Genomic DNA, 19825 nt, shown 5'->3' on the forward strand with positions numbered 1-19825 from the left:
CCGACCTGGAGAAACCGCCACCCGACCTCGATTGTCAGTGGCGGCTGTTCTACTGACAGGCATCGTTGCGCAACGCATCACGACCCTCCTGCCACGGAACGACCGTGGCCGCTGAGTCCAAAGGAGGTGGGTTCCACATGCGTCACTACGAGGTGATGGTCATCCTCGACCCCGATCTCGAGGAGCGTGCTGTCTCCCCGCTGATCGAGAACTTCCTCTCTGTCGTCCGTGACGGCGGCGGAAAGGTCGAGAAGGTCGACACCTGGGGCCGTCGTCGTCTCTCGTACGAGATCAAGAAGAAGCCCGAGGGCATCTACTCGGTCATCGACCTGCAGGCCGAGCCTGCGGTCGTCAAGGAGCTCGACCGCCAGATGAACCTGAACGAGTCGGTCCTCCGGACCAAGGTCCTTCGCCCCGAGAACCACTGAGCCCTTTCGCTCAGCTGGTCTCGGGATCCGAGTAGCAGTACAAGCAGCCAGCAGCAAACCCGCCGAGAGGTTCCCCCATGGCAGGCGAGACCGTCATCACGGTCGTCGGCAACCTTGTCGATGACCCCGAGCTGCGCTTCACCCCGTCCGGTGCGGCCGTCGCGAAGTTCCGTGTCGCGTCGACTCCCCGCACCTTCGACCGCCAGACGAACGAGTGGAAGGACGGCGAGAGCCTGTTCCTGACCTGCTCGGTCTGGCGTCAGGCGGCGGAGAACGTCGCCGAGTCGCTCCAGCGAGGCATGCGCGTCGTCGTGCAGGGCCGGCTGAAGCAGCGGTCCTACGAGGACCGTGAGGGCGTCAAGCGCACGGTCTACGAACTGGACGTCGAGGAAGTCGGCGCCAGCCTGCGCAACGCCACGGCCAAGATCACCAAGACCACCGGCCGCGGTGGCCAGGGTGGTTACGGCGGCGGTGGCGGCAACCAGGGTGGTGGCGGCTGGGGCGGAAGCCCCGGTGGCGGCCAGCAGGGTGGCGGCGCTCCGGCCGACGACCCCTGGGCATCCGGCGCTCCTGCCGGCGGCCAGCAGGGTGGCGGCGGCCAGGGCGGTGGCGGCTGGGGCGGAGGCTCCAGCAGCGGCAGCGGCAGCGGCAGCGGCAGCGGCGGCGGCGGCTACTCGGACGAGCCCCCCTTCTAGGCGGGGCCGCACCACACTTCTTGATCACACAGGAGATACATCATGGCGAAGCCGCCTGTGCGCAAGCCGAAGAAGAAGGTCTGCGCATTCTGCAAGGACAAGGTCACGTACGTGGACTACAAGGACACGAACATGCTGCGGAAGTTCATTTCCGACCGCGGTAAGATCCGTGCCCGTCGCGTGACCGGCAACTGCACCCAGCACCAGCGTGACGTCGCCACGGCCGTCAAGAACAGCCGTGAGATGGCGCTGCTGCCCTACACCTCCACCGCGCGATAAGGGAAGGGTGACCGACTCATGAAGATCATCCTCACCCACGAGGTCTCCGGCCTCGGTGCCGCGGGCGACGTCGTTGACGTCAAGGACGGTTACGCTCGCAACTACCTGGTTCCGCGGAAGCTCGCGATCCGCTGGACCAAGGGTGGCGAGAAGGACGTCGAGCAGATCCGTCGCGCTCGCAAGATCCACGAGATTCAGACCATCGAGCAGGCCAGCCAGGTGAAGGCCCAGCTCGAGGGTGTCAAGGTCCGCCTCGCGGTCCGCTCCGGCAACGCCGGTCGTCTCTTCGGTTCCGTCACGCCGGCCGACATCGCTTCCGCGATCAAGGCCGCCGGCGGTCCTCAGGTCGACAAGCGTCGCATCGAGCTCGGTGCGCCGATCAAGACCCTCGGCGCCCACGAGACGTTCGTGCGTCTGCACCCCGAGGTTGCCGCCAAGGTCGACCTCGAGGTTGTCTCGGAGTAAGTGCTGTTCGCTGTAGCAGTGGGATGGGGCCGCGCCTTTCAGGGTGCGGCCCCATCGCCGTTTCACGTGAAACGCGGGGCCCCATGTGAAACGGTCAGCGCGTGGCGCCGGTGACGACCCAACGGCCCGATCGGGTACGGAACCACAGGGTCAGCAGCCGAACGCTCATCATGAGCGCCATCGTGCCCCACAGTGCGGTGAGCCCACCTCCGAACACCGGGACCAGCAGGGCGAACGGAGTGAAGACCGCCAGGGTGATCAGCATCGCCCGTGCCAGATACGGCCCGTCGCCCGCGCCCATCAGTACCCCGTCCAGAACGAAGACGATGCCGGAGATCGGCTGGGACAACGCGACGATCACCAGAGCCGGTAGAGCCGTGTCCGTAACCGTGGAATCGCTGGTGAACAGAGGCAGGAAGACCGGCCGGGCGAGCACCACGAGTACCCCGAGGACGGCCCCGACCGCGAAGCCCCATTCCACCATGCGACGGCATACCTGGCGGGCACCCTGGGCGTCTCCGGCTCCCAGGTAGCGGCCGATGATGGCCTGCCCGGCGATCGCGATGGCGTCCAGCGCGAAGGCGAGCAGGCTCCACAGGGAGAGGATGATCTGGTGAGCCGCGATGTCGGAATCCCCCATTCGGGCGGCGACGGCGGTAGTGATCATCAGGATGGCCCTGAGCGAGAGGGTCCGTACCAGCAAGGGTGCGCCGGCCTGGGCAGAGGCTCTGATCCCCGCGAGGTCCGGGCGTAGCGAGGCGCCGTGCTTGCGCGCGCCCCTCAGCACCACGATCAGATAGACAGCGGCCATGCCCCACTGGGCGATGAACGTGCCCCAGGCAGAGCCCGCGATACCGAAACCGGCGCCGTAGACGAGGGCGACGTTGAGAATGCCGTTGGCGGCGAAGCCACCGACGGCGACGTAGAGGGGGGTCCTGGTGTCCTGCAGCCCGCGAAGGACACCGGTCGCGGCGAGCACGATCAGCATGGCCGGTATGCCGAGTGAGGAAACGCGCAGATAGGTGATCGCGTAGGGGGATGCGGTGTCCGAGGTGCCGAAAAGATCCACGAGGGCGGGTGCCGCGGGCAGGACCACGGCGACGACACCGACACCGAGGAACAGGGCAAGCCAGATTCCGTCCATGCCCTGGCGGATGGCCGAGGGGAGGTCGTCGGCACCGACCCGCCGGGCGACGGCGGCCGTGGTGGCGTAGGCGAGGAAGACAAAGACACTGACTGCGGTCATCAGGAGGGCTGAGGCGACGCCGAGTCCGGCGAGCTGTGCTGTGCCGAGATGGCCGACGATGGCGCTGTCCGCCATGACGAAGAGGGGCTCGGCGACGAGGGCGCCGAAGGCCGGTACGGCCAGCATGACGATCTCTCGGTCGTGCTGCCGTCGGACGGCTCGAGGGCGCGCGGGGGCCTGTGTCATGTGCACTAATCTAATCGTCCACAGGTAAGAGATGCAATGCTTTATAGACCCTTACATGATGGCGCAGGGTGTGTGCTTGCATACAGCACCTGAGGAGATCTTGGGCCGATGGGGAAAGTTTTTGTTCTGCACAGGCGGTGGACGATGAAATGCCAGGTCAGGGCCTTCGTTGCGGGTCGATGCGGGTCTTGTTCACAGGGCTGTCCACCGGGTCGTGCACAGGTTTGGCGGACTTCTCCACAGCATTGGGCCGGTCGTCCACATGGCCTGTGGATAACCAGATTGGCTGACGGTGCGGAGAGGCCTACGGTGGTCCGGCGCATGCTCCGTCCGCCGGTTTCCAAAAGGCCACAAATCCGGCGCTCGACAACCGGAGTCGGGCGTCCTATTTGTCAGTGCCGTGCCGTAGAAAAAGAGAGGCACGGCGAGGTCCGCTCGGCGGACGGGAGGAGGTGGCTCGGTGAGTATTTCCGAGCCCTTGGACGACCCGTGGGCCGACAGCGGACCCAGTGATCGTCTGCCCGCCTCCCGGCGTCGTGAGGACGGGGGCCGGGGCCGCGCCGAGCAGCACGACCGCGGCCGTGACTCCGGTGGATGGGACGGCACGGGCTCCGCCTTCGAGCGGGTGCCCCCGCAGGACCTCGAGGCCGAGCAGTCCGTTCTGGGCGGCATGCTGCTGTCCAAGGACGCCATCGCCGATGTCGTCGAGATCCTCAAGGGCCACGACTTCTACAAGCCGGCTCATGAAACCGTCTACACAGCCATTCTCGACATCTATGCGAAGGGCGAGCCGGCCGACCCCATCACGATCGCCGCGGAGCTGACCAAACGCGGTGAGATCAACAAGGTGGGCGGGGCCTCGTATCTGCACACCCTCGTTCAGATGGTGCCCACGGCGGCCAACGCGGCGTACTACGCGGAGATCGTGCACGAGCGCGCCGTGCTGCGCCGCCTGGTCGAAGCCGGTACGCGCATCACCCAGATGGGATACGCGGCCGACGACGACGTCGACGAGATCGTCAATCGTGCGCAGGCCGAAATCTACGCCGTCACCGAACAGCGCACCAGTGAGGACTACCTCCCGCTCGGCGACATCATGGAGGGCGCGCTCGACGAGATCGAGGCGATCGGCTCGCGCAGCGGTGAGATGACCGGTGTGCCCACGGGGTTCACGGACTTCGACTCGCTCACCAATGGTCTGCATCCGGGGCAGATGATCGTCATTGCCGCGCGCCCCGCGATGGGAAAGTCGACGCTCGCGCTGGACTTCGCCCGTGCCGCGTCCATCAAGCACAACCTGCCGAGTGTGGTCTTCTCGCTCGAGATGGGACGCAACGAGATCGCGATGCGTCTGCTGTCCGCCGAGGCCAGGGTCGCTCTGCACCACATGCGGTCCGGCACGATGACCGACGAGGACTGGACCCGCCTCGCACGCCGGATGCCGGACGTGTCGGCAGCGCCGCTCTACATCGACGACTCCCCGAACCTGTCGATGATGGAGATCCGCGCCAAGTGCCGTCGGCTGAAGCAGCGCAACGACCTGAGGCTGGTCGTCATCGATTACCTCCAGCTGATGCAGTCCGGCGGTTCCAAACGCGCGGAGAGCCGTCAGCAGGAGGTCTCGGACATGTCCCGTAACCTCAAGCTGCTCGCCAAGGAACTGGAACTCCCGGTCATCGCGCTCTCCCAGCTCAACCGTGGCCCCGAGCAGCGAACCGACAAGAAGCCGATGGTCTCCGACCTGCGTGAGTCGGGTTCCATCGAGCAGGACGCGGACATGGTCATCCTGTTGCACCGCGAGGACGCGTACGAGAAGGAGTCTCCGCGCGCGGGCGAGGCCGACCTGATCGTGGCCAAGCACCGAAACGGCCCGACGGCGACCATCACGGTCGCCTTCCAGGGCCACTACTCCCGCTTCGTGGACATGGCGCAGACCTGACCGGTTTCCTTCCTGCCGAACGTCAGGTAACAGCACGGCTGTCGACCGCTGTGTTCGACTCTCCCGTATGTCGACGACTCTCGGTGCGCCCCGACCTGATCAGGCTGACTACATGCTGCGAGCGGCGGCCGGCGCCGGCCGCGGCTACAAGCGGGAGCTGGTGGATCGGCTGGACGTACAGGCGGGGCAGACGGCACTCGACGTGGGCTGTGGTCCGGGTGCCGACCTGCCGGCACTGGCCGAACGCGTGGGCGTCAGCGGCACGGTGATCGGAGTCGACCGTGATCCGGCCATGCTCACCGAGGCACGCCGGCGCACGAGTGACCTGTCGGCAGTGGAGATCCGGGAGGGGGACGCCCACTGCCTGCCCGTCGCGCCGGGGGCAGTGGACCGGGCCAAGATCGATCGGGTTCTCATGCATGTCGCCGAGCCCGCCGATGTCCTGGCACAGCTCCACCTGGTCACCCGGCCAGGTGCGCGGATCGGTCTCGTCGAACCCGATTGGGACACATTGATCGTCGACGCGGAAGATCTCGACACAAGCCGCTCCTTCACGCGCTACACCACCTCGGAAGTGGTCCGCCACGCCACCATCGGCCGCAGCCTCGCCCGCCACGCCGAACAAGCCGGTTTCACTGTTGAGGCGGTGACCGCCGCGACTCCGGTCTTCCTCGATTTCCAGGACGCGGACCACACTCTGGGACTGGGCCGCAACATGCAACAGGCCATTCAGGACGGTCACATCGGCGAAGAACGTGGCCTTCGCTGGTTCGCCTCTCTTTCCGAGGGGGCCTTCTTCGCTTCTTTCACGCTCGTCAGCGTGATCTGCTCCCGCTGACGAGCACCCAGGACGGACGCGGCGACGGACGTTCCGGCACCCCGGTCGTCGGCTTCGTTCGGGCGGAACCCGCACCTGGTGAACTGGGGACATGACGACACATCAGGAAGAACTGCTGGCCGGCACGCGTCGGGCGTTGCTGCACCGGATCGCCGTCGCCCAGGCGGAGGAGCGTGCTCCCTCGCTCGTCGCCACCGTGGTACGGAGCGGTGAGGCAGTGTGGACAGGGGCGCGGACATCGGTGGAGGGACATGCGCCGGACGAGGACGTGCAGTACCGGATCGGCTCCATCACCAAGACGTTCACCGCCGTTCTCGTTCTCCAGCTGCGCGACGAGGGAGTGATCGACCTCGGGGACCCGCTGGAGAAGCATCTGCCGGGTACGGGCGTGGGAGAGGCGACCCTTGCCGAACTGCTGTCGCACTCGAGCGGCCTGGCGGCCGAGACGCCGGGGCCCTGGTGGGAGCGCACCCCCGGTGCGCTGCGGCCCGACCTGGCCGACGTCCTGGGCGAGCGGCCCATGGTGCACCCGGTCGGCCGACGGTTTCACTACTCGAACCCCGGATACGCGCTGCTCGGCGCTCTCGTGGAGAAGCTGCGTGGTGCCTCGTGGGAGGAGGTGCTCCGGCGTGACGTGCTCGAGCCCCTGAGTCTGTGCCGGACGGGTGTGCTTCCGCAGGCGCCGCATGCGGGTGGCTGGGCCGTGCATCCGTGGGCCGACGTGATGCTGCGCGAGCCGGCCGAGGACCTCGGGCGGATGGCGCCGGCGGGACAGCTCTGGTCCACCACGGGTGACTTGGCACGCTTCGCGGCCTTCCTGGCCGACGGGGACGAACGCGTACTGAGTATCGAGTCATTGCGGGAGATGAGGAGGCCCGCGGCGCCGGCGGAGGCGACGGACGTGGCGAGCGGCTATGCCTACGGCCTGGGTCTGGAGTTGCGTCACGGGGGAGGGCGGGCTCTCGTCGGGCACACCGGATCCCTGCCGGGCTTCCTCGCCTGTCTGGCGATCGGCGTGGAGGACGACGTGGCCGCGGTGGTTCTGGCCAACTGCACGTCGGGGCCGTTGCTGTTTCCGGTCGCCGCCGATCTCGTCCGGATCGTCGCCGAGGCGGAACCGCGTATCCCAGCTCCCTGGCGGCCGTTGCGCGAGGTTGATTCCACGGTGCTGGCGCTGGTGGGGCAGTGGTACTGGGGGACGCAAGGATTCGCTCTGCGGCTGTCGGCCGACGGGCTGCTGTCGTTGGAGCCGCTCTCCGGTACGGGCCGTCGTGCCCGCTTCCACTCGAACGGCGACGGAACCTGGACCGGACTGGAGGGCTACTACGCCGGAGAGCTCCTGAGGCCCGTACGACGGCCGGACGGATCGGTGAGTCACCTGGACCTCGGTTCCTTCGTGTTCAGCCGTCAGCCGTACGAGGAGGGGGCTTCTGTGCCCGGCGGAGTGGACTCTGAGGGATGGCAGGGAGTCGGCTAGGGTCCGACATGCCCACCCGGCCTGCCTCAGGGGTTCTGAAGGCTTGGAGCCTCTGGAGGTCTGGGGCTGTTTCACGTGGAACAGCCCCTGCGGATTGTCCTTACAGCGCCAGCTTGAAGCCCAGGTGGGAAGCCGAGAAGCCGAGCCGTTCGTAGAAGCGGTGGGCATCGGTACGGGTGTTGTCGGAGGTCAGCTGCACCAATTGGCACCCCTGGCGGCGGGATTCGGCGATGGCCCACTCGATGAGCAGGGTTCCCAGACCGCTGCCGCGCTCGTCGGCGTGAACACGGACGCCCTCGATGATCGATCTTGTGGAGCCGCGCCGGGACAGCCCGGGAACGATCGTGAGCTGGAGTGTGCCGACCACACGGTTCTTGCGGACTGCGACGACCGGATGCTGGTTCGGATCGGCGCCGAGACGCTCCAGCGCGGCCAGGTACGGAGCGAGGTCGTCCGGAGACTCGCGCTGCGCCCCCAGGGCGTCGTCCGCGAGCATGCCGACGATCGCGGGGATGTCGTCCGCGGCCGCGGCGCGTATCTCAAGATCTTCCATGGCGGTACCTCACGCGGACAGCAGGCATGCTCCGGCGCGGTCGGCTCATGCCGGTACGGACGCCTTCAGCGTCTCCACCGTGCGGACCAGCGGGGCCAGGTCAGGGTTCTCCGCCGCCGCGTCGAGCGCCTCGCGCAATGCGGAGTCGTTGGTCGGCCGTGCCTCCTCAAGAAGAGTGAGGCCGGCGGGCGTGACGTCGGTGTAGATGCCGCGCCGGTCCGTAGGACAGAGGTAGCGCTCCAGCAGGCCACGGTCCTCGAGCCGGGTCACCAGGCGAGTGGTGGCGCTCTGGCTGAGTACGACAGCGTCTGCCACCTGTTTCATCTGCAGATGCCCCCCGTCGCCGTCGTGCTGTCGGCTCAGCACGTCGAGCAGGGAGTACTCCCGCACACTCAGATCGTGCCGGGCCTGGAGGGCCCGCTCGATGTGGGCCTCGATTCTCCCGTGCAGCAGGGAGAGCGCGCACCAGCCCTGCGCAAGGGCGGTGAGTGCGGGGTCCGTGGCTGTCATTGGCGTTTCCTTCCGTCCAGGAGCTGCTGGAACCAGGGTAGAGCAACATCGAAATAGACCGCGCTTGCATTTATCCCGCGCTTGCAATTATTGTCTTAGCGCACAAAGTGATACTGCAATCTTCGGGAAGGGCTGTCTCCTCATGCCTCTCGCGCTTCTGGCCCTCGCGATCGGGGCCTTCGGGATCGGAACGACCGAGTTCGTGATCATGGGCTTGCTGCCCGAGGTCGCCGACGACTTCGGGGTTTCCGTCCCCACGGCCGGTCATCTGGTGACCGGCTACGCCCTGGGTGTCATGCTCGGCGCCCCGCTGATGACCGTGCTCGGCACCAAGATCTCCCGCAAGCGGATGCTGATGCTGCTGATGGGCCTGTTCATCGCCGGGAACCTGCTGTCGGCCCTGGCCCCGGTCTTCGGCGTCATGCTGCTCGGGAGGGTGATCTCCTCCCTCGCTCACGGTGCCTTCTTCGGGATCGGCTCGGTGGTCGCGGCCGGCCTGGTCGCCCCGCACAAGAAAGCCGGAGCCATCGCCCTGATGTTCACCGGACTGACCGTGGCCAATGTCGTCGGTGTCCCCCTGGGCACCCTCATCGGCCAGTCGATCGGCTGGCGGATCACGTTCGGGCTCGTCGCCGCGCTCGGTGTCATCGGACTGGCCGGTATCGCCGGGCTCGTTCCCGACCTTCCCGCACCCGAGGGCGTACGGCTGCGTCACGAACTGGCTGCCTTCAAGAACGTCCAGGTACTGCTCGCCATGGCGATGACCGTTCTTGGATTCGGCGGTGTCTTCGCGGCCATCACCTACATCGCGCCGATGATGACGCAGGTCGCCGGCTTCGCGGACGGATCGGTCACCTGGCTGCTGGTCCTCTTCGGCCTCGGCATGGTCGGGGGCAACCTCGTCGGCGGCAGGTACGCGGACCGCGCCCTGATGCCCTTGCTGTACGTGTCCCTGGGCGCTCTCGCCGTCGTCCTCGCGCTCTTCACCCTGACCGCGCACCACAAGGTCCTGGCAGCCGTCACGATCGTCCTGATCGGCGGCCTGGGCTTCGCCACCGTTCCGCCTCTGCAGAAGCGTGTTCTCGACCAGGCCCACGGCGCTCCCACGCTGGCCTCGGCCGTGAACATCGGCGCCTTCAACCTCGGCAACGCCCTGTCCGCTTGGCTCGGTGGCCTGGTGATCGGGGCCGGCCTCGGTTACACCGCGCCCAACTGGGTCGGTGCCGTTCTTGCCGCGAGCGCCCTGGTGCTGGCCTTCGTCTCCGCCTTGCTCGACCGTCGCGGCAAGGCCTTGGGCATCGTGACAGTCGACCAGGCGCCTGCCGAGCGGCAGACCGCGGTCCCCCACTGACCGGGACGCCTGTGGGCACATAGGCCGGGGCCACCTCATCCCCTCCGTCGGGCCCCTTTGCCGCCACAGTCGGTACTGCCCTCACTCCCAGCACCACTTCCACTACGGATCTCACCGCTTCAAGCGGCATCACCACTACACACCGCACACCGGGGAGTGCCTCTTCATGGACACCAGCACCGCCGTCGCCCCACTCACCACCGCCGACGCCGAAGCCCTCGTCATGGCCGCACAACGGGCCGCCGATGCCGCCGGGGTCACGGTCAGCGTGACCGTCCTGGACGCGGGCGGGCATCTGCTCGCCTTCCGGCGGGACGACCGCGCCGTGCTGATCCCCGGCGAGACCAGCACCCGCAAGGCGTACACCGCTCTTCAACTGAACGCGCCCACAGCCCGTCTCGTCGACGCCGTACAGCCCGGAGGGCTCTTCCACACCCTGCCCACCGCACTGGACAGGCCGTTGCTGTTCATCGCCGGGGGGTGCCCGTCCAGCGTGGCGGCCGTCCGATCGGCGCGATCGGCGTCGGCGGCGGCACGCCGGAGCAGGATCACTCCTTCGCCGCGACCGCCGTGGACGCTCTCGTCTGAACAGTGGGCCCCGGGCACGTACGCCGGTTCCCGGCACCCGCGGCAACCGGCGTCGTCGTGTCCGGACGGCGTCAGCCGGCCGCGACCGTCACGGGGGCGAACCGTCTGGTCCAGTCGCCGGGCAGGTCCGTGCTCCCGTACGTCATCACCGCGTTGAAGGTGATGGATGCCAGACCGTGGTCCTTCGCCCAGGCGAGCAGCTCTTCGTGTCGCACGTCGATGTCGGTGCGCAGCGGCCGGTCGGTGTGGACGGCGAGCGAAGCGATGAGCGCCTTGGCCGTGGGGGTGTCGCGGGCGATCAGAGGGCCCACGACATGAGTGTCCATGTTGGGCCACGCAGCGGCGTAGCCGACGATCCGGCCGTCCTCCTCGGCCACACGCAGTTGGTCGGCGAACGCGGGCAGCCGGGCGACGATGTGTGTGCGGTCCGCTCCGAACACGTCCTCGTCGAGCCGGAGGAGAGTGGGCAGGTCCCCGGCGGTCGCGGTTCGAGTGGAGATCCCGGTTCCCGGTTCGCCCGCGCCCGGGACGAAGTGTCCGCGGAGCATCTCCGCCCGGCCGGTGACCTTGAAACCCAGTTCCTCGTAGAGCGGGAGGCCGTTCGACGTCGCGTGCAGTGTCAGCGGCGTGGAGCCCATCGCCGAGATCACGTGGCGCATCAGCCGGCGTCCGACACCCTGCCGGGCATGCCGTTCCGCGACCAGAACCATGCCTATGGCGCCGAGTGTGGGCCGTTCCTGGGGTCCGTACCCGGTGACGACGCAGGCGGTGACCAGCCCGCCGGCGGGATCGTCGATGCCGTAACCCCTCCCGGCGGAGAGGAGGAATCCCCACTTGTGCTCTTCGCGTGGCCACCCCCGGTCCTCGGACAAGTCGGCGCAGGCCGAGAGATCGCGGAGCGTCAGGCGGCGGATGGACAGGGAAACAGGGGGAGGTGTCGGCACGCAGGTCAGGCTGTCCGACGTCGACTGTCGGCGTCCACTTGTTTCCGAAGACCGATGCGGCCTTTCGGTTACGCCGAGGCCGATACGGGATGCGGTCGTCAACCGGGGATGTTTCACGTGAAACGCTTGGAACCGGTGAATTCGCCAGAGAGGTCAGCCCAGGTCGGGAGCGTGCAGGGCGCGCACACCCTCGATGTTGCCGTCCAGGTAGTGCCGCAACGAGAGCGGGACGAGGTGGACGGAAGCGATGCCCACGCGAGTGAACGGCACGCGGACGATCTGGTACTCGCCGGCGGGCTCGTCGACCTCCGGACCGTGCCGCAACGACGGGTCCATGGAGTCGAGGTGGCAGACGAAGAAGTGCTGCACTTTCACGCCGGTGGCGCCGCCGTCCGCACCGATGTGCTCCACCGTGTCGACGAAACAGGGCACCACATCGCTGATCTTGGCGCCGAGTTCCTCGTACACCTCTCGGTGGAGAGCGCCGACGACGGTCGAATCCTCCGGCTCCACACCACCGCCCGGGGTGACCCAGTAGGAATCCATGCCGGGCTTGGTGCGCTTGATCAGGATCAGGTGGTCGTCGTCCAGCAGAACGGCTCGAGCGGTGCGCTTGACCACGGGTCGGACGGTCATGGAGGGAATCTGGCCCAGCTCGTTCCACGTGAAACATCACGACACATCACCGGCCTGATTTCCGGCATGGGCCGCACGGCCGGAGGGTCAGCACCAGTCGGTGGCCGCCTGCTGCAGTGCCTCATGGGCGCGTGCGACATGCGGCATGGCCAGGGTGCCGTTCCGGACCACCAGGAAGTACGTACGCAACGGTGGCACCGCGGGCTCGTGCAGGGCGGTCACTTCCTCCCGTTCGAGTGCGGCCGCGCACAGATACCGGGGCAGCACGGCCAGCCCGGCCCCCGCGGCGGCGCAGGCCAGCACCGCGCGTAGATCCGGGACGACGACAGTGCCCGCGGCGGCAGGCCGGGAGTCGAAGACGGAGGCCCAGTAACGGGAGACGAGGGGAAGCGACTCATGCACCTCGATCACCGGGATCTGTTCCAGAGCGGATACCCCTGTGGAGTGAACGCTGCCGGAGCCGATCCGCTCGGTCCAGCGGGGCGCGGCCACGAGGACGTGCTCCTCGTCGCAGAGCGGAGTCGCCGAGAGCAGTGCGCCGCGTGGCCGGACCGTACTGATGGCCAGATCGTGTCGCCCGGCAGCCAGCCCTTCCAGCGTCTCCTCGGCGGTTCCGAAGGATGCGCGCAGGGCGAGGGCCCGGCCGCTCCCGCGGGGCAGCGCGGTGAGCACGGGCACCGCGCGTTCGGACGTGAACTCCAGGGGCCCCGCCAGGTGCAGCGTCCGCGAGGAGGAGTCCTCGTCGAGCCCGGTTTCGGTGATCTCCACCAGGGCGTCGAGATGAGGTGCGGCCTTGTGGGCGAGTTCGTCCCCGATGGTCGTGGGTGTCACGCCACGGGCCTGCCGCAGGAACAACGGCCGCCCCAACTGCCGCTCCAGGGTCCGGATCTGTGAGGTCACAGCCGGCTGGGAGAGGCCGAGCAGGGCGGCGGCACGGGTGAAGGACCCGGCTCGGTGCACGGTCACGAAGGTCCGCAGCAAGGCCAGATCCACAGCACACCCTCCCGTTTGTCGGACCCGCTGCTGATTCGGCACAACTATAAATATGTCGATAGGTTGCTGTCGCTACAGTGATTGGACACTGACATAGAGTCAACTAGCCTTGGTCGCGCGGTTCTTCGCGTGCGCAGAACCGGGGCGGTCCGAGCCACGAGGGGGGAGACTCGGACCGTCCGTCGTCCGAGCCGGGTTCCTGGCGTCCCGCCCGGACGGACCGGTCAGCCGGCCGACTCGGCGAGTGCGCGCAGCACGTCCGCCACCAGATCGGCAGGGTCCTCGGCGCCGACGGACAAGCGGACGAAGCCCTCGGGCACCGCGTCTCCGCCCCAACGACCCCGTCGTTCGGCTGTGGACCGTACACCGCCGAAGCTCGTCGCGTCGTCCACGAGACGCAGCTCGTCGAGGAACCGGTCCGCACGCGCGCGTGAGGGCAGTGTGAAGGACACCACGCATCCGTAGCGCCGCATCTGCTGCGAGGCGATCCTGTGCGAGGGATCGTCCGGGAGCCCCGGATAGCGCAACCCCGTCACCTCGGGCCGTTCCCGCAGAGCCCGGGCCAGCGTCAGCGCCGTGGCGTTCTGCCGGTCGACCCGCAACTGGAGCGTGGCGATCGAACGGTGTGCGAGCCAGGCCTCCATGGGGCCGGTAATGGCACCGGCGATCTTGCGCCAGCGGCGTACCGAGGCCATCGCCTCGGCGTCGCGGCCGGCGACGTATCCCAGGAGGATGTCGCCGTGCCCGGTGAGCTGCTTGGTACCGCTGGCCACGGTGAAGTCGGCACCGAGCTCCAGGGGGCGCTGGCCGAGCGGCGTCGCGAGGGTGTTGTCGACGGCGACCAGCGCGCCGCGCGCGTGTGCCGCCTCGGCGAGCCGCCGTACGTCGCACACGTCGAGCCCGGGGTTGGAGGGGGTCTCGATCCACAGCAGCCTCGCGCCGTCGAGAAGGTCGAGTTGGGCGTCGCCGCCGGTCGCAGCGGTGCGCACCTCGATGCCGTACGCCTCCAGCTGGGTGCGTACCAGAGGCAGTGCCTGATAGCCGTCGTTCGGCAGGACGGCAACGTCCCCGGCGCGGAGCTGGGAGAAAAGCACCGAGGAGATCGCGGCCATGCCCGAGGGGAACACCAGGGTTTCGACGCCGTCCTGTCCCGGCGCCTCCAGCTCCCCGATGGCCTGCTCCAGCAGTGTCCAGGTCGGGTTCTCGTCCCTGCCGTAGGTGTAGGGGCCGGCGGGGTCGCCGGGCAGGTGGAAGTGGGCGGCGAAGACGGGACCGGGCAGGGTCGGCTCGTGCTTGACCGGCTCGGGCAGCCCGGCCCGCACCACGCGCGTGCCGTCACCGGGAGAGGCTTCTCCCGCCCCCGCTCCGTAGCCGCTGTCCTTTGTCGGATCGCTCATGCCGCCTGTCCTTCCGCTTGCTCACGTATCGAGGAGAGCAGCCCGGTGCTCGCCGCCTCCACCATCTCAAGACACGTGTAGAAGCCGTCCGTCTCCCCGTAGTAAGGGTCGGGTACGTCGAGATCGTCGCCCGCTCCGGGGTCGTACGAGCGCAGCAGGCGTACCTTGCCCGCGTCCCGCTGGGTGGGAGCCAGGCGGCGCAGGGTCCTGAGATGGCTCGCGTCGAGGGCGATGACCAGATCGAGGCGGGCGAACCAGGACGGGTCGAACCGCCGGGCGGTGTGGTCGGCGGTGTAGCCGTTCTCCTCGAGGACGGCCACCGCTCGGGGATCGGCGCCCTCACCCGCGTGCCAGCCGTCGGTGCCGGCGCTGTCGGCCTCGGCCACACCGTCGAGGCCCGCTTCGACGATGCGCGCGCGAAAGACGGATTCGGCCATCGGGGATCGGCAGATGTTGCCGGTGCAGACGAAACAGACGCGGTAGGCCATGCTGCTCAGTCTCCGTCGGGCAGGACGACGCTGAGGGCCCAGGAGACGACCGAGATGACCAGACCGCCCAGCACGGCCGTCCAGAAGCCCTCCACGTGGAAGCTCAGGTCGACCACGTCGGCGAGCCAGGAGGTGAGCAGCAGCATCAGAGCGTTCACCACCAGCGTGAACAGCCCGAGCGTCAGGATGAGCAGCGGGAGACTGAGGAGCTGCACGATTGGCTTGACCAGGGAGTTCACCACGCCGAAGATCAACGCGACGAGTATGAGGGTACCGATCTCCTTGCCCGTGCTGTCGCCGGACAGGGAGATCTTGTCGATCAGCCACACCGCGACCGCGAGGGCCGCGGCGTTGGCGATCGTCTTGACTACGAAATTCTTCATGTGTCTGATCGTGGCAGACAGGACCGGGCATGAGCAGTGAGGCAGGGGCGGACAAGGCTATGAAGGCATTCCGGCTGGACGAACTGGAGGCCGAACGCGCCGCCAACGAGGGCGCCTACCTCCAGTTCCTGCGTGAGCGGAACATGTCGGTCGGTCTGTACGCCCTGGATGCGGGCGGGCAGGATCCGCAGCAGCCGCACGGCCAGGACGAGGTGTACTTCGTCGTCAGCGGCAGGGCGGCCATCACCGTCGGCATGGAGACCACGCAGGTGGCCCGCGGCAGCGTCGTGTACGTGCCGGCCGGGGTCGCGCACAAGTTCCACCACATCAGTGAGGATCTGAGGGTCCTGGTGGTGTTCTCTCCGCCCGAGAGCTGAGCTGCGGTCTTCGGGTTCCCTAGGGGACCGCTCAGGGGAGGACAAGGGGTCCGAGGCCCCCGGCAGGGCTCCTGCCGCCCTAGCATCGAGTGCAGGACATCATTCACGCGACCCGGTATGAGACGGGCGGAGCAGGTAAGGACGAAGGCGATGCGAGAGATCTTCATGGGACTGCCGTGGTGGATGAAGTGGATCGCGGTGCCCGTCATCGCCCTGGTCGTGTTCGGCGGCCTGATAGCCAGCGTGGTCGGCTTCGTGATCGGACTGCTCTTCAAGGTGCTGGTCTTCGTCGCCCTGGTCGGCGGACTCATCTACGTGGTACGGAAGTTCACGTCGAGTTCGACGTCGCGCGGCGACTGGTGAGCCCCGCGGGAAGCCGGTGAAGCGGTAACAGCCGACGCCGGTTCCCTCGGGCGGGGGAAGTTTCCCGGACGGACCGTCTGTCTGCGGTGACAGGCGGTTAGAGTCCGGAAAGCCATGCGGGGACGATCCCCGCGAGCGGCGTACACCCCCACCCGTGTTCCCCCGCACGGGCTGCCCCCTCGCTCCGGGAGTGACCCTTGGCCACGGCTGCCACCGTCCCCGCACATCTGTCCGCCGTTCCCTGCCAGCCCCGTGCGAGGGCGGCCTCCGAGCCGGCGCCCACCGTGACCCTCATCGGCTCGGTGCAGCGCGCGATGCGCCTGCTGGAGTCCGTCGCGGGACACGAGTACGGGGCCCCGGCCAAACAACTGGCCCGCGAGACGGGGCTGGCGCTTCCCACGGCCTACCACCTGCTGCGCACCCTGGTGCACGAGGGCTATCTGCGCCGCGACAAGGGGCTGTTCTTCCTCGGCGACGCGGCCGAGCGGCTGACCAGTACCGGAGCCCCGCAGAAACGTCGCAGCACGGTCGTCGACGCGCTCGCGCGCTGGCGTGATGCCATCGGGGCTCCCGTGTACTACGCGGTGTACCGCGAGGGCGAGATCGACCTGGTGTGCGTCTCCGAAACCCCGGGTCATCCCGCGGTCCAGGAACGGGCCGACTTCCGGGCGACCGGTCACGCGCACGCCATCGGACAGTGCCTGCTCTCCCAGCTCGACGAGGCCGCCCGCCGGGACCACCTCGACCGCTACCCCGTGCAGCCCGTCACGCCGTACACCGTGCGCGACGGGCACAGCCTGCTCCGGCGCCTGGAGCGGACGCGTCGCATGGCGCCGGTGTTCGCGCGGCAGGAGTACGCGCTGGGCACGGTCTGTGCGGCCGTTCCCATCACAGCCGGTGCCACGGCCGCGACGGTCGCCGTCTCCCTACCGGTGCATCAGGTCCACCGGCTGCATCCTGCCGCCCAGCAGTTGCAGACGGAAGTGGGCCGTCTGCTGGGGCCACTGGCACTCTCTATCAGTATCTGAAAACTCACTCCTTGTGATCCATCGTGTACGTTGAGCAAGATTCACCTAGTGTCAGGGGTCCATTCCCGGCCGGTCCGTAGCGAATGACGGGGTAGGCGATGCGCGAGTCCGTGCAGGCAGAGGTCATGATGAGCTTTCTCGTGTCGGAGGAGCTGTCCTTCCGTATCCCGGTGGAGCTGCGCTACGACACCTGTGATCCCTATGCCGTACGGCTGACCTTCCATCTTCCCGGTGACGCGCCGGTGACCTGGGCGTTCGGCAGGGAGCTGCTGATCGACGGCGTGGGCAGACCGTGCGGCGAGGGTGACGTACGCGTATCGCCGGTCGATCCCGACGCCCTGGGCGAGGTGCTGATCCGCCTTCAGGTCGGCGGTGACCACGCGCTGTTCCGCTCGTCGACGGCGCCGCTCGTGGCCTTCCTCGACCGCACAGACAAATTGGTGCCGCTGGGCCAGGAGGGGGCGCTCGCCGACTTCGACGCCCACCTCGACGACGCGCTGGACCGCATTCTGGCGGAGCAGAGCGCCGGGTGAAGCGTTCCCCCACCGGGTAGCCGGCGGCGGTCCGGCCGGCCCGTAGCCGGTGACCGGCTGTCGGAGGGCTGCTCGCCGGGGAGGGAAGACGGACGGTCACAGGTCGGCGGCGCGGTCCGGCGCAGCGGGTCAGCGCTTGCGGCGTCTGCCCCGCCCGCCGCGTGCCGGAGCCACCCGGACGCCCTCCTCGGCCGCCTGTGCCGTCGGACGGTCGGCCGAGACCACCAGGGCGGCCAGCGCCGTGGTGACCGGCACCGAGGCGACCAGACCGATCGAGCCGATCAGCGTACGCACGATCTCCTCCGCCACCAGCTCGCTGTTGGCGACCGTCCCCACACTGCTCTGTGCGATGGAGAACAGCAGCAGCAGGGGCAGTGCGGCGCCCGCGTAGGCGAGGACCAGGGTGTTGACGACGGACGCGATGTGGTCACGTCCGATGCGGATGCCCGCGCGATACAGCCCGCGCCGGCCCATCGACGGGTTGGCCTCGTGCAGTTCCCAGACGGCCGACGTCTGTGTGACCGTCACGTCGTCAAGGACACCGAGCGATCCGATGATGATGCCGGCCAGCAGCAGACCGCTCATGTCGATGTCGGGGTAAAGGCCGTGGATCAGCCCGGTGTTGTCGTCGGTGTCGCCGGTCAGCGCTGCCCAGCTGATGAAGACCGAGCCCAGAACGCCGATCAGCAGCAGCGAGATCAGGGTGCCGAGCACCGCCACGGAGGTGCGTGCCGACAGTCCGTGGCAGAGATACAGGGCTTGCAGCATGATGGCACTCGCCCCCACCACCGCCACGGCCAGCGGGTTCGATCCCTGCAGGATCGCGGGCAGGATGAAGAAGTTCAGCACCAGGAAGCTGACCGCCAGCGCGATCAGTGCCATCACGCCGCGCAGCCGTCCGACGACCACGACGGCGACCGCGAAGATGCCGGCGAGCAGGGCCAGCGGCACGCGCCGGTTCACATCGGCGACCGAGTACTGGAGGTCTTCGGGCGCGGAGGGCTCGTAGGCGACCACGACCTCCTGACCCTCGCTCAGCTGCCGTGACTGGTCCGGCTGCACGATCTCGGTGAAGGTGCGGCCCGCGTCGTCACCGGTGTCGACCCGGATCGTAGCCTTCTTGCACGTGCCGTCCGCCTGCTGCTGTGCGGAGGACCCCTCGGCCGTCGAGGTGTCGCCGGTCGGGACGCCTCCGGACGCGTTGACGGACGAACAGCTCACCTCGTCCACCGTGGTGACGGTGGCCTGCTGCGTCTGCCGGTCGAAGCCGACGCCGGTGCGTTCGTGGCCGGGTGCGCCACCCGGCCACAGCACCGCGAGACCGATCAGCACCGCAGCGCCGAACGGGATGAGGACTGCCGCGATGACCCTGCGCAGGTGCTTCGAGACAGGGGCGGCCGGGCCATGGCTGTGACTGTGCCCGTGCCCGCCGTCGGAGCCCGGACTGCGCTGGTGCCCGCCGTCGCCCGGGGGCGGGCCGCCGCGCCCGCCGCCCGAGTTCGGGCCTCCACCGGAGTTCGGGTTACGCCCGCGGCCCCCGCCACCGGGGTCCGGGCTGTGGTCATGACCAGGCCCGTGATCCTGGCCGCGGACTCGACCCTGGCCCTGCCCGCCCTGCCCGCCCTGCCCGCCCTGCCCTTCTTGTCCCTGTCTCGGTCCGTGACCCGGGCTCCGGCCGGGCAGGTGGTTCTGCGCCGCCGGCGCTTCGCCGGGACCGTGCCCAGGCCCGAACCAGGTTCCGGAGCCGGGACCGTCCCCCCGGCCGTCCTCAGGGTCCAGGCCGTGGTCGGGTGCGGGCCCTCTGCCACGGTCGCCGCCGATTCGGGCGCCGGAGCCGCGGGGTGGTTCGGGCGGCGGGTACGGGGGAGGCTGCGTCGAGGTCACCGCCCGATCATCGCAAGAACAACGAGGGCCCTCTGTTCACCGCGCCACAATTCCCGCTAGCGTGGAGGCACCTTTTTGTACACGCGGGAGCTCGGAGCACCGGGCTGAGAGGACGCTGACCTCCGTCCCAACGACGTTTCACATGAAACATCACCGTTGTCCGAGTGATGTTTCACACGGAACGCCGACGGACGGAAGCCGCTGCGTCGACCGCTGAACCTGTTACCGGGTAATGCCGGCGTAG

Annotated in this window: 22 protein-coding genes and 1 pseudogene; 13 read left to right on the forward strand and 10 right to left on the reverse strand. The window is 68.4% G+C overall.

The window, feature by feature from the left end:
* The first annotated feature begins 137 nt into the window (after positions 1 to 137).
* The 4 genes from rpsF (at position 138) to rplI (ending at position 1867) form a co-directional block, all read left to right on the forward strand.
* The gene (rpsF, locus tag ACWZEH_RS17335) at positions 138 to 428 is read left to right on the forward strand and encodes a 30S ribosomal protein S6 (RefSeq protein ID WP_062188887.1); all 291 of its coding nucleotides are present in this window, start codon (positions 138 to 140) and stop codon (positions 426 to 428) included.
* 77 nt (positions 429 to 505) lie between these two features.
* Entirely contained in the window at positions 506 to 1123 is a 618-nt protein-coding gene (locus tag ACWZEH_RS17340; RefSeq protein ID WP_456192099.1) for a single-stranded DNA-binding protein, read from the forward strand.
* A gap of 42 nt (positions 1124 to 1165) precedes the next feature.
* Positions 1166 to 1402 (forward strand): 30S ribosomal protein S18, encoded by a 237-nt coding sequence (rpsR, locus tag ACWZEH_RS17345; protein ID WP_003949403.1) that lies wholly within the window; start codon positions 1166 to 1168, stop codon positions 1400 to 1402.
* Positions 1403 to 1420: 18 nt separating this feature from the next.
* Positions 1421 to 1867, forward strand: a complete 447-nt coding sequence (gene rplI / locus ACWZEH_RS17350; RefSeq protein ID WP_456192100.1) for a 50S ribosomal protein L9 — start codon at positions 1421 to 1423, stop codon at positions 1865 to 1867.
* Between the two features lie 94 nt (positions 1868 to 1961).
* Here the strand turns inward: rplI and ACWZEH_RS17355 are convergent, their stop codons facing one another.
* Positions 1962 to 3299, reverse strand: a complete 1338-nt coding sequence (locus ACWZEH_RS17355) for an MATE family efflux transporter (protein WP_456192101.1) — start codon at positions 3297 to 3299, stop codon at positions 1962 to 1964.
* Positions 3300 to 3759: 460 nt separating this feature from the next.
* Between ACWZEH_RS17355 and dnaB the strand changes: the two genes are divergently transcribed.
* The 3 genes from dnaB (at position 3760) to ACWZEH_RS17370 (ending at position 7553) form a co-directional block, all read left to right on the forward strand.
* Positions 3760 to 5238 carry a replicative DNA helicase gene (gene dnaB, locus ACWZEH_RS17360; protein ID WP_456192102.1) on the forward strand — a complete coding sequence of 493 codons (1479 nt, stop codon included), beginning with the start codon at positions 3760 to 3762 and terminating at the stop codon, positions 5236 to 5238.
* Between the two features lie 67 nt (positions 5239 to 5305).
* On the forward strand, positions 5306 to 6076 hold the full coding sequence (locus ACWZEH_RS17365) for a methyltransferase domain-containing protein (protein ID WP_456192103.1): 771 nt from the start codon (positions 5306 to 5308) through the stop codon (positions 6074 to 6076).
* Positions 6077 to 6167: 91 nt separating this feature from the next.
* The gene (locus ACWZEH_RS17370; RefSeq protein WP_456192104.1) at positions 6168 to 7553 is read left to right on the forward strand and encodes a serine hydrolase domain-containing protein; all 1386 of its coding nucleotides are present in this window, start codon (positions 6168 to 6170) and stop codon (positions 7551 to 7553) included.
* Between the two features lie 100 nt (positions 7554 to 7653).
* Here the strand turns inward: ACWZEH_RS17370 and ACWZEH_RS17375 are convergent, their stop codons facing one another.
* The gene (locus tag ACWZEH_RS17375; protein ID WP_456192105.1) at positions 7654 to 8106 is read right to left on the reverse strand and encodes a GNAT family N-acetyltransferase; all 453 of its coding nucleotides are present in this window, start codon (positions 8104 to 8106) and stop codon (positions 7654 to 7656) included.
* Between the two features lie 45 nt (positions 8107 to 8151).
* Positions 8152 to 8616: a MarR family winged helix-turn-helix transcriptional regulator gene (locus ACWZEH_RS17380; protein WP_456192106.1), complete on the reverse strand. Its 465-nt coding sequence runs from the start codon at positions 8614 to 8616 to the stop codon at positions 8152 to 8154.
* Positions 8617 to 8758: 142 nt separating this feature from the next.
* Between ACWZEH_RS17380 and ACWZEH_RS17385 the strand changes: the two genes are divergently transcribed.
* Both ACWZEH_RS17385 and ACWZEH_RS17390 read left to right on the forward strand, forming a co-directional pair.
* A complete protein-coding gene (locus ACWZEH_RS17385) occupies positions 8759 to 9967 on the forward strand; it encodes an MFS transporter (RefSeq protein WP_456192107.1) in 1209 nt (402 codons plus the stop codon).
* Positions 9968 to 10190: 223 nt separating this feature from the next.
* Positions 10191 to 10555 (forward strand): annotated as a pseudogene (locus ACWZEH_RS17390) (GlcG/HbpS family heme-binding protein).
* A 71-nt stretch (positions 10556 to 10626) separates the two neighbouring features.
* Here the strand turns inward: ACWZEH_RS17390 and ACWZEH_RS17395 are convergent.
* From ACWZEH_RS17395 to ACWZEH_RS17420, 6 genes are all read right to left on the reverse strand, one after another.
* The gene (locus tag ACWZEH_RS17395; protein ID WP_456192108.1) at positions 10627 to 11499 is read right to left on the reverse strand and encodes a GNAT family N-acetyltransferase; all 873 of its coding nucleotides are present in this window, start codon (positions 11497 to 11499) and stop codon (positions 10627 to 10629) included.
* Between the two features lie 153 nt (positions 11500 to 11652).
* Positions 11653 to 12135: an NUDIX domain-containing protein gene (locus ACWZEH_RS17400; protein WP_456192109.1), complete on the reverse strand. Its 483-nt coding sequence runs from the start codon at positions 12133 to 12135 to the stop codon at positions 11653 to 11655.
* Between the two features lie 87 nt (positions 12136 to 12222).
* Positions 12223 to 13128, reverse strand: a complete 906-nt coding sequence (locus ACWZEH_RS17405; RefSeq protein ID WP_456192110.1) for a LysR family transcriptional regulator — start codon at positions 13126 to 13128, stop codon at positions 12223 to 12225.
* A 224-nt stretch (positions 13129 to 13352) separates the two neighbouring features.
* Complete coding sequence (locus tag ACWZEH_RS17410; protein WP_456192111.1) at positions 13353 to 14525, reverse strand: cystathionine gamma-lyase; 1173 nt, start codon at positions 14523 to 14525, stop codon at positions 13353 to 13355.
* Positions 14522 to 15013: a low molecular weight protein-tyrosine-phosphatase gene (locus ACWZEH_RS17415; protein ID WP_456192112.1), complete on the reverse strand. Its 492-nt coding sequence runs from the start codon at positions 15011 to 15013 to the stop codon at positions 14522 to 14524. Before ACWZEH_RS17415 ends, ACWZEH_RS17410 begins: the two co-directional genes overlap by 4 nt.
* A gap of 5 nt (positions 15014 to 15018) precedes the next feature.
* The gene (locus ACWZEH_RS17420) at positions 15019 to 15396 is read right to left on the reverse strand and encodes a phage holin family protein (protein WP_456192113.1); all 378 of its coding nucleotides are present in this window, start codon (positions 15394 to 15396) and stop codon (positions 15019 to 15021) included.
* A 59-nt stretch (positions 15397 to 15455) separates the two neighbouring features.
* Here ACWZEH_RS17420 and ACWZEH_RS17425 point away from each other — a divergent pair, with 59 nt between their 5' ends.
* The 4 genes from ACWZEH_RS17425 (at position 15456) to ACWZEH_RS17440 (ending at position 17697) form a co-directional block, all read left to right on the forward strand.
* Entirely contained in the window at positions 15456 to 15773 is a 318-nt protein-coding gene (locus tag ACWZEH_RS17425) for a cupin domain-containing protein (RefSeq protein WP_042163256.1), read from the forward strand.
* A 150-nt stretch (positions 15774 to 15923) separates the two neighbouring features.
* Positions 15924 to 16136: a DUF5326 family protein gene (locus ACWZEH_RS17430; RefSeq protein ID WP_456192114.1), complete on the forward strand. Its 213-nt coding sequence runs from the start codon at positions 15924 to 15926 to the stop codon at positions 16134 to 16136.
* Positions 16137 to 16438: 302 nt separating this feature from the next.
* Positions 16439 to 17164: an IclR family transcriptional regulator gene (locus tag ACWZEH_RS17435; RefSeq protein ID WP_456199648.1), complete on the forward strand. Its 726-nt coding sequence runs from the start codon at positions 16439 to 16441 to the stop codon at positions 17162 to 17164.
* A gap of 98 nt (positions 17165 to 17262) precedes the next feature.
* Positions 17263 to 17697, forward strand: coding sequence for an SsgA family sporulation/cell division regulator (locus tag ACWZEH_RS17440; RefSeq protein ID WP_042163260.1), 435 nt, complete (start codon positions 17263 to 17265; stop codon positions 17695 to 17697).
* A gap of 129 nt (positions 17698 to 17826) precedes the next feature.
* On the opposite strand, the gene ACWZEH_RS17445 is transcribed toward ACWZEH_RS17440, so the two are convergent.
* Positions 17827 to 19581 (reverse strand): YibE/F family protein, encoded by a 1755-nt coding sequence (locus ACWZEH_RS17445; protein ID WP_456192115.1) that lies wholly within the window; start codon positions 19579 to 19581, stop codon positions 17827 to 17829.
* Between the last annotated feature and the right edge of the window lie 244 nt (positions 19582 to 19825).

The organism is Streptomyces yamdrokensis (assembly GCF_053890455.1).

Bases quoted from the DNA above. Each gene is read 5' to 3' on its own strand.
- rplI (WP_456192100.1), top strand. From the start codon at position 1,421: ATGAAGATCATCCTCACCCACGAGGTCTCCGGCCTCGGTGCCGCGGGC.
- ACWZEH_RS17385 (WP_456192107.1), top strand. From the start codon at position 8,759: ATGCCTCTCGCGCTTCTGGCCCTCGCGATCGGGGCCTTCGGGATCGGA.
- ACWZEH_RS17365 (WP_456192103.1), top strand. From the start codon at position 5,306: ATGTCGACGACTCTCGGTGCGCCCCGACCTGATCAGGCTGACTACATG.
- ACWZEH_RS17370 (WP_456192104.1), top strand. From the start codon at position 6,168: ATGACGACACATCAGGAAGAACTGCTGGCCGGCACGCGTCGGGCGTTG.
- rpsF (WP_062188887.1), top strand. From the start codon at position 138: ATGCGTCACTACGAGGTGATGGTCATCCTCGACCCCGATCTCGAGGAG.
- ACWZEH_RS17415 (WP_456192112.1), bottom strand. From the start codon at position 15,013: ATGGCCTACCGCGTCTGTTTCGTCTGCACCGGCAACATCTGCCGATCC.
- ACWZEH_RS17425 (WP_042163256.1), top strand. From the start codon at position 15,456: ATGAAGGCATTCCGGCTGGACGAACTGGAGGCCGAACGCGCCGCCAAC.
- ACWZEH_RS17410 (WP_456192111.1), bottom strand. From the start codon at position 14,525: ATGAGCGATCCGACAAAGGACAGCGGCTACGGAGCGGGGGCGGGAGAA.
- ACWZEH_RS17420 (WP_456192113.1), bottom strand. From the start codon at position 15,396: ATGAAGAATTTCGTAGTCAAGACGATCGCCAACGCCGCGGCCCTCGCG.
- ACWZEH_RS17400 (WP_456192109.1), bottom strand. From the start codon at position 12,135: ATGACCGTCCGACCCGTGGTCAAGCGCACCGCTCGAGCCGTTCTGCTG.
- rpsR (WP_003949403.1), top strand. From the start codon at position 1,166: ATGGCGAAGCCGCCTGTGCGCAAGCCGAAGAAGAAGGTCTGCGCATTC.
- ACWZEH_RS17380 (WP_456192106.1), bottom strand. From the start codon at position 8,616: ATGACAGCCACGGACCCCGCACTCACCGCCCTTGCGCAGGGCTGGTGC.
- ACWZEH_RS17375 (WP_456192105.1), bottom strand. From the start codon at position 8,106: ATGGAAGATCTTGAGATACGCGCCGCGGCCGCGGACGACATCCCCGCG.
- ACWZEH_RS17340 (WP_456192099.1), top strand. From the start codon at position 506: ATGGCAGGCGAGACCGTCATCACGGTCGTCGGCAACCTTGTCGATGAC.
- ACWZEH_RS17355 (WP_456192101.1), bottom strand. From the start codon at position 3,299: ATGACACAGGCCCCCGCGCGCCCTCGAGCCGTCCGACGGCAGCACGAC.
- ACWZEH_RS17440 (WP_042163260.1), top strand. From the start codon at position 17,263: ATGCGCGAGTCCGTGCAGGCAGAGGTCATGATGAGCTTTCTCGTGTCG.
- ACWZEH_RS17430 (WP_456192114.1), top strand. From the start codon at position 15,924: ATGCGAGAGATCTTCATGGGACTGCCGTGGTGGATGAAGTGGATCGCG.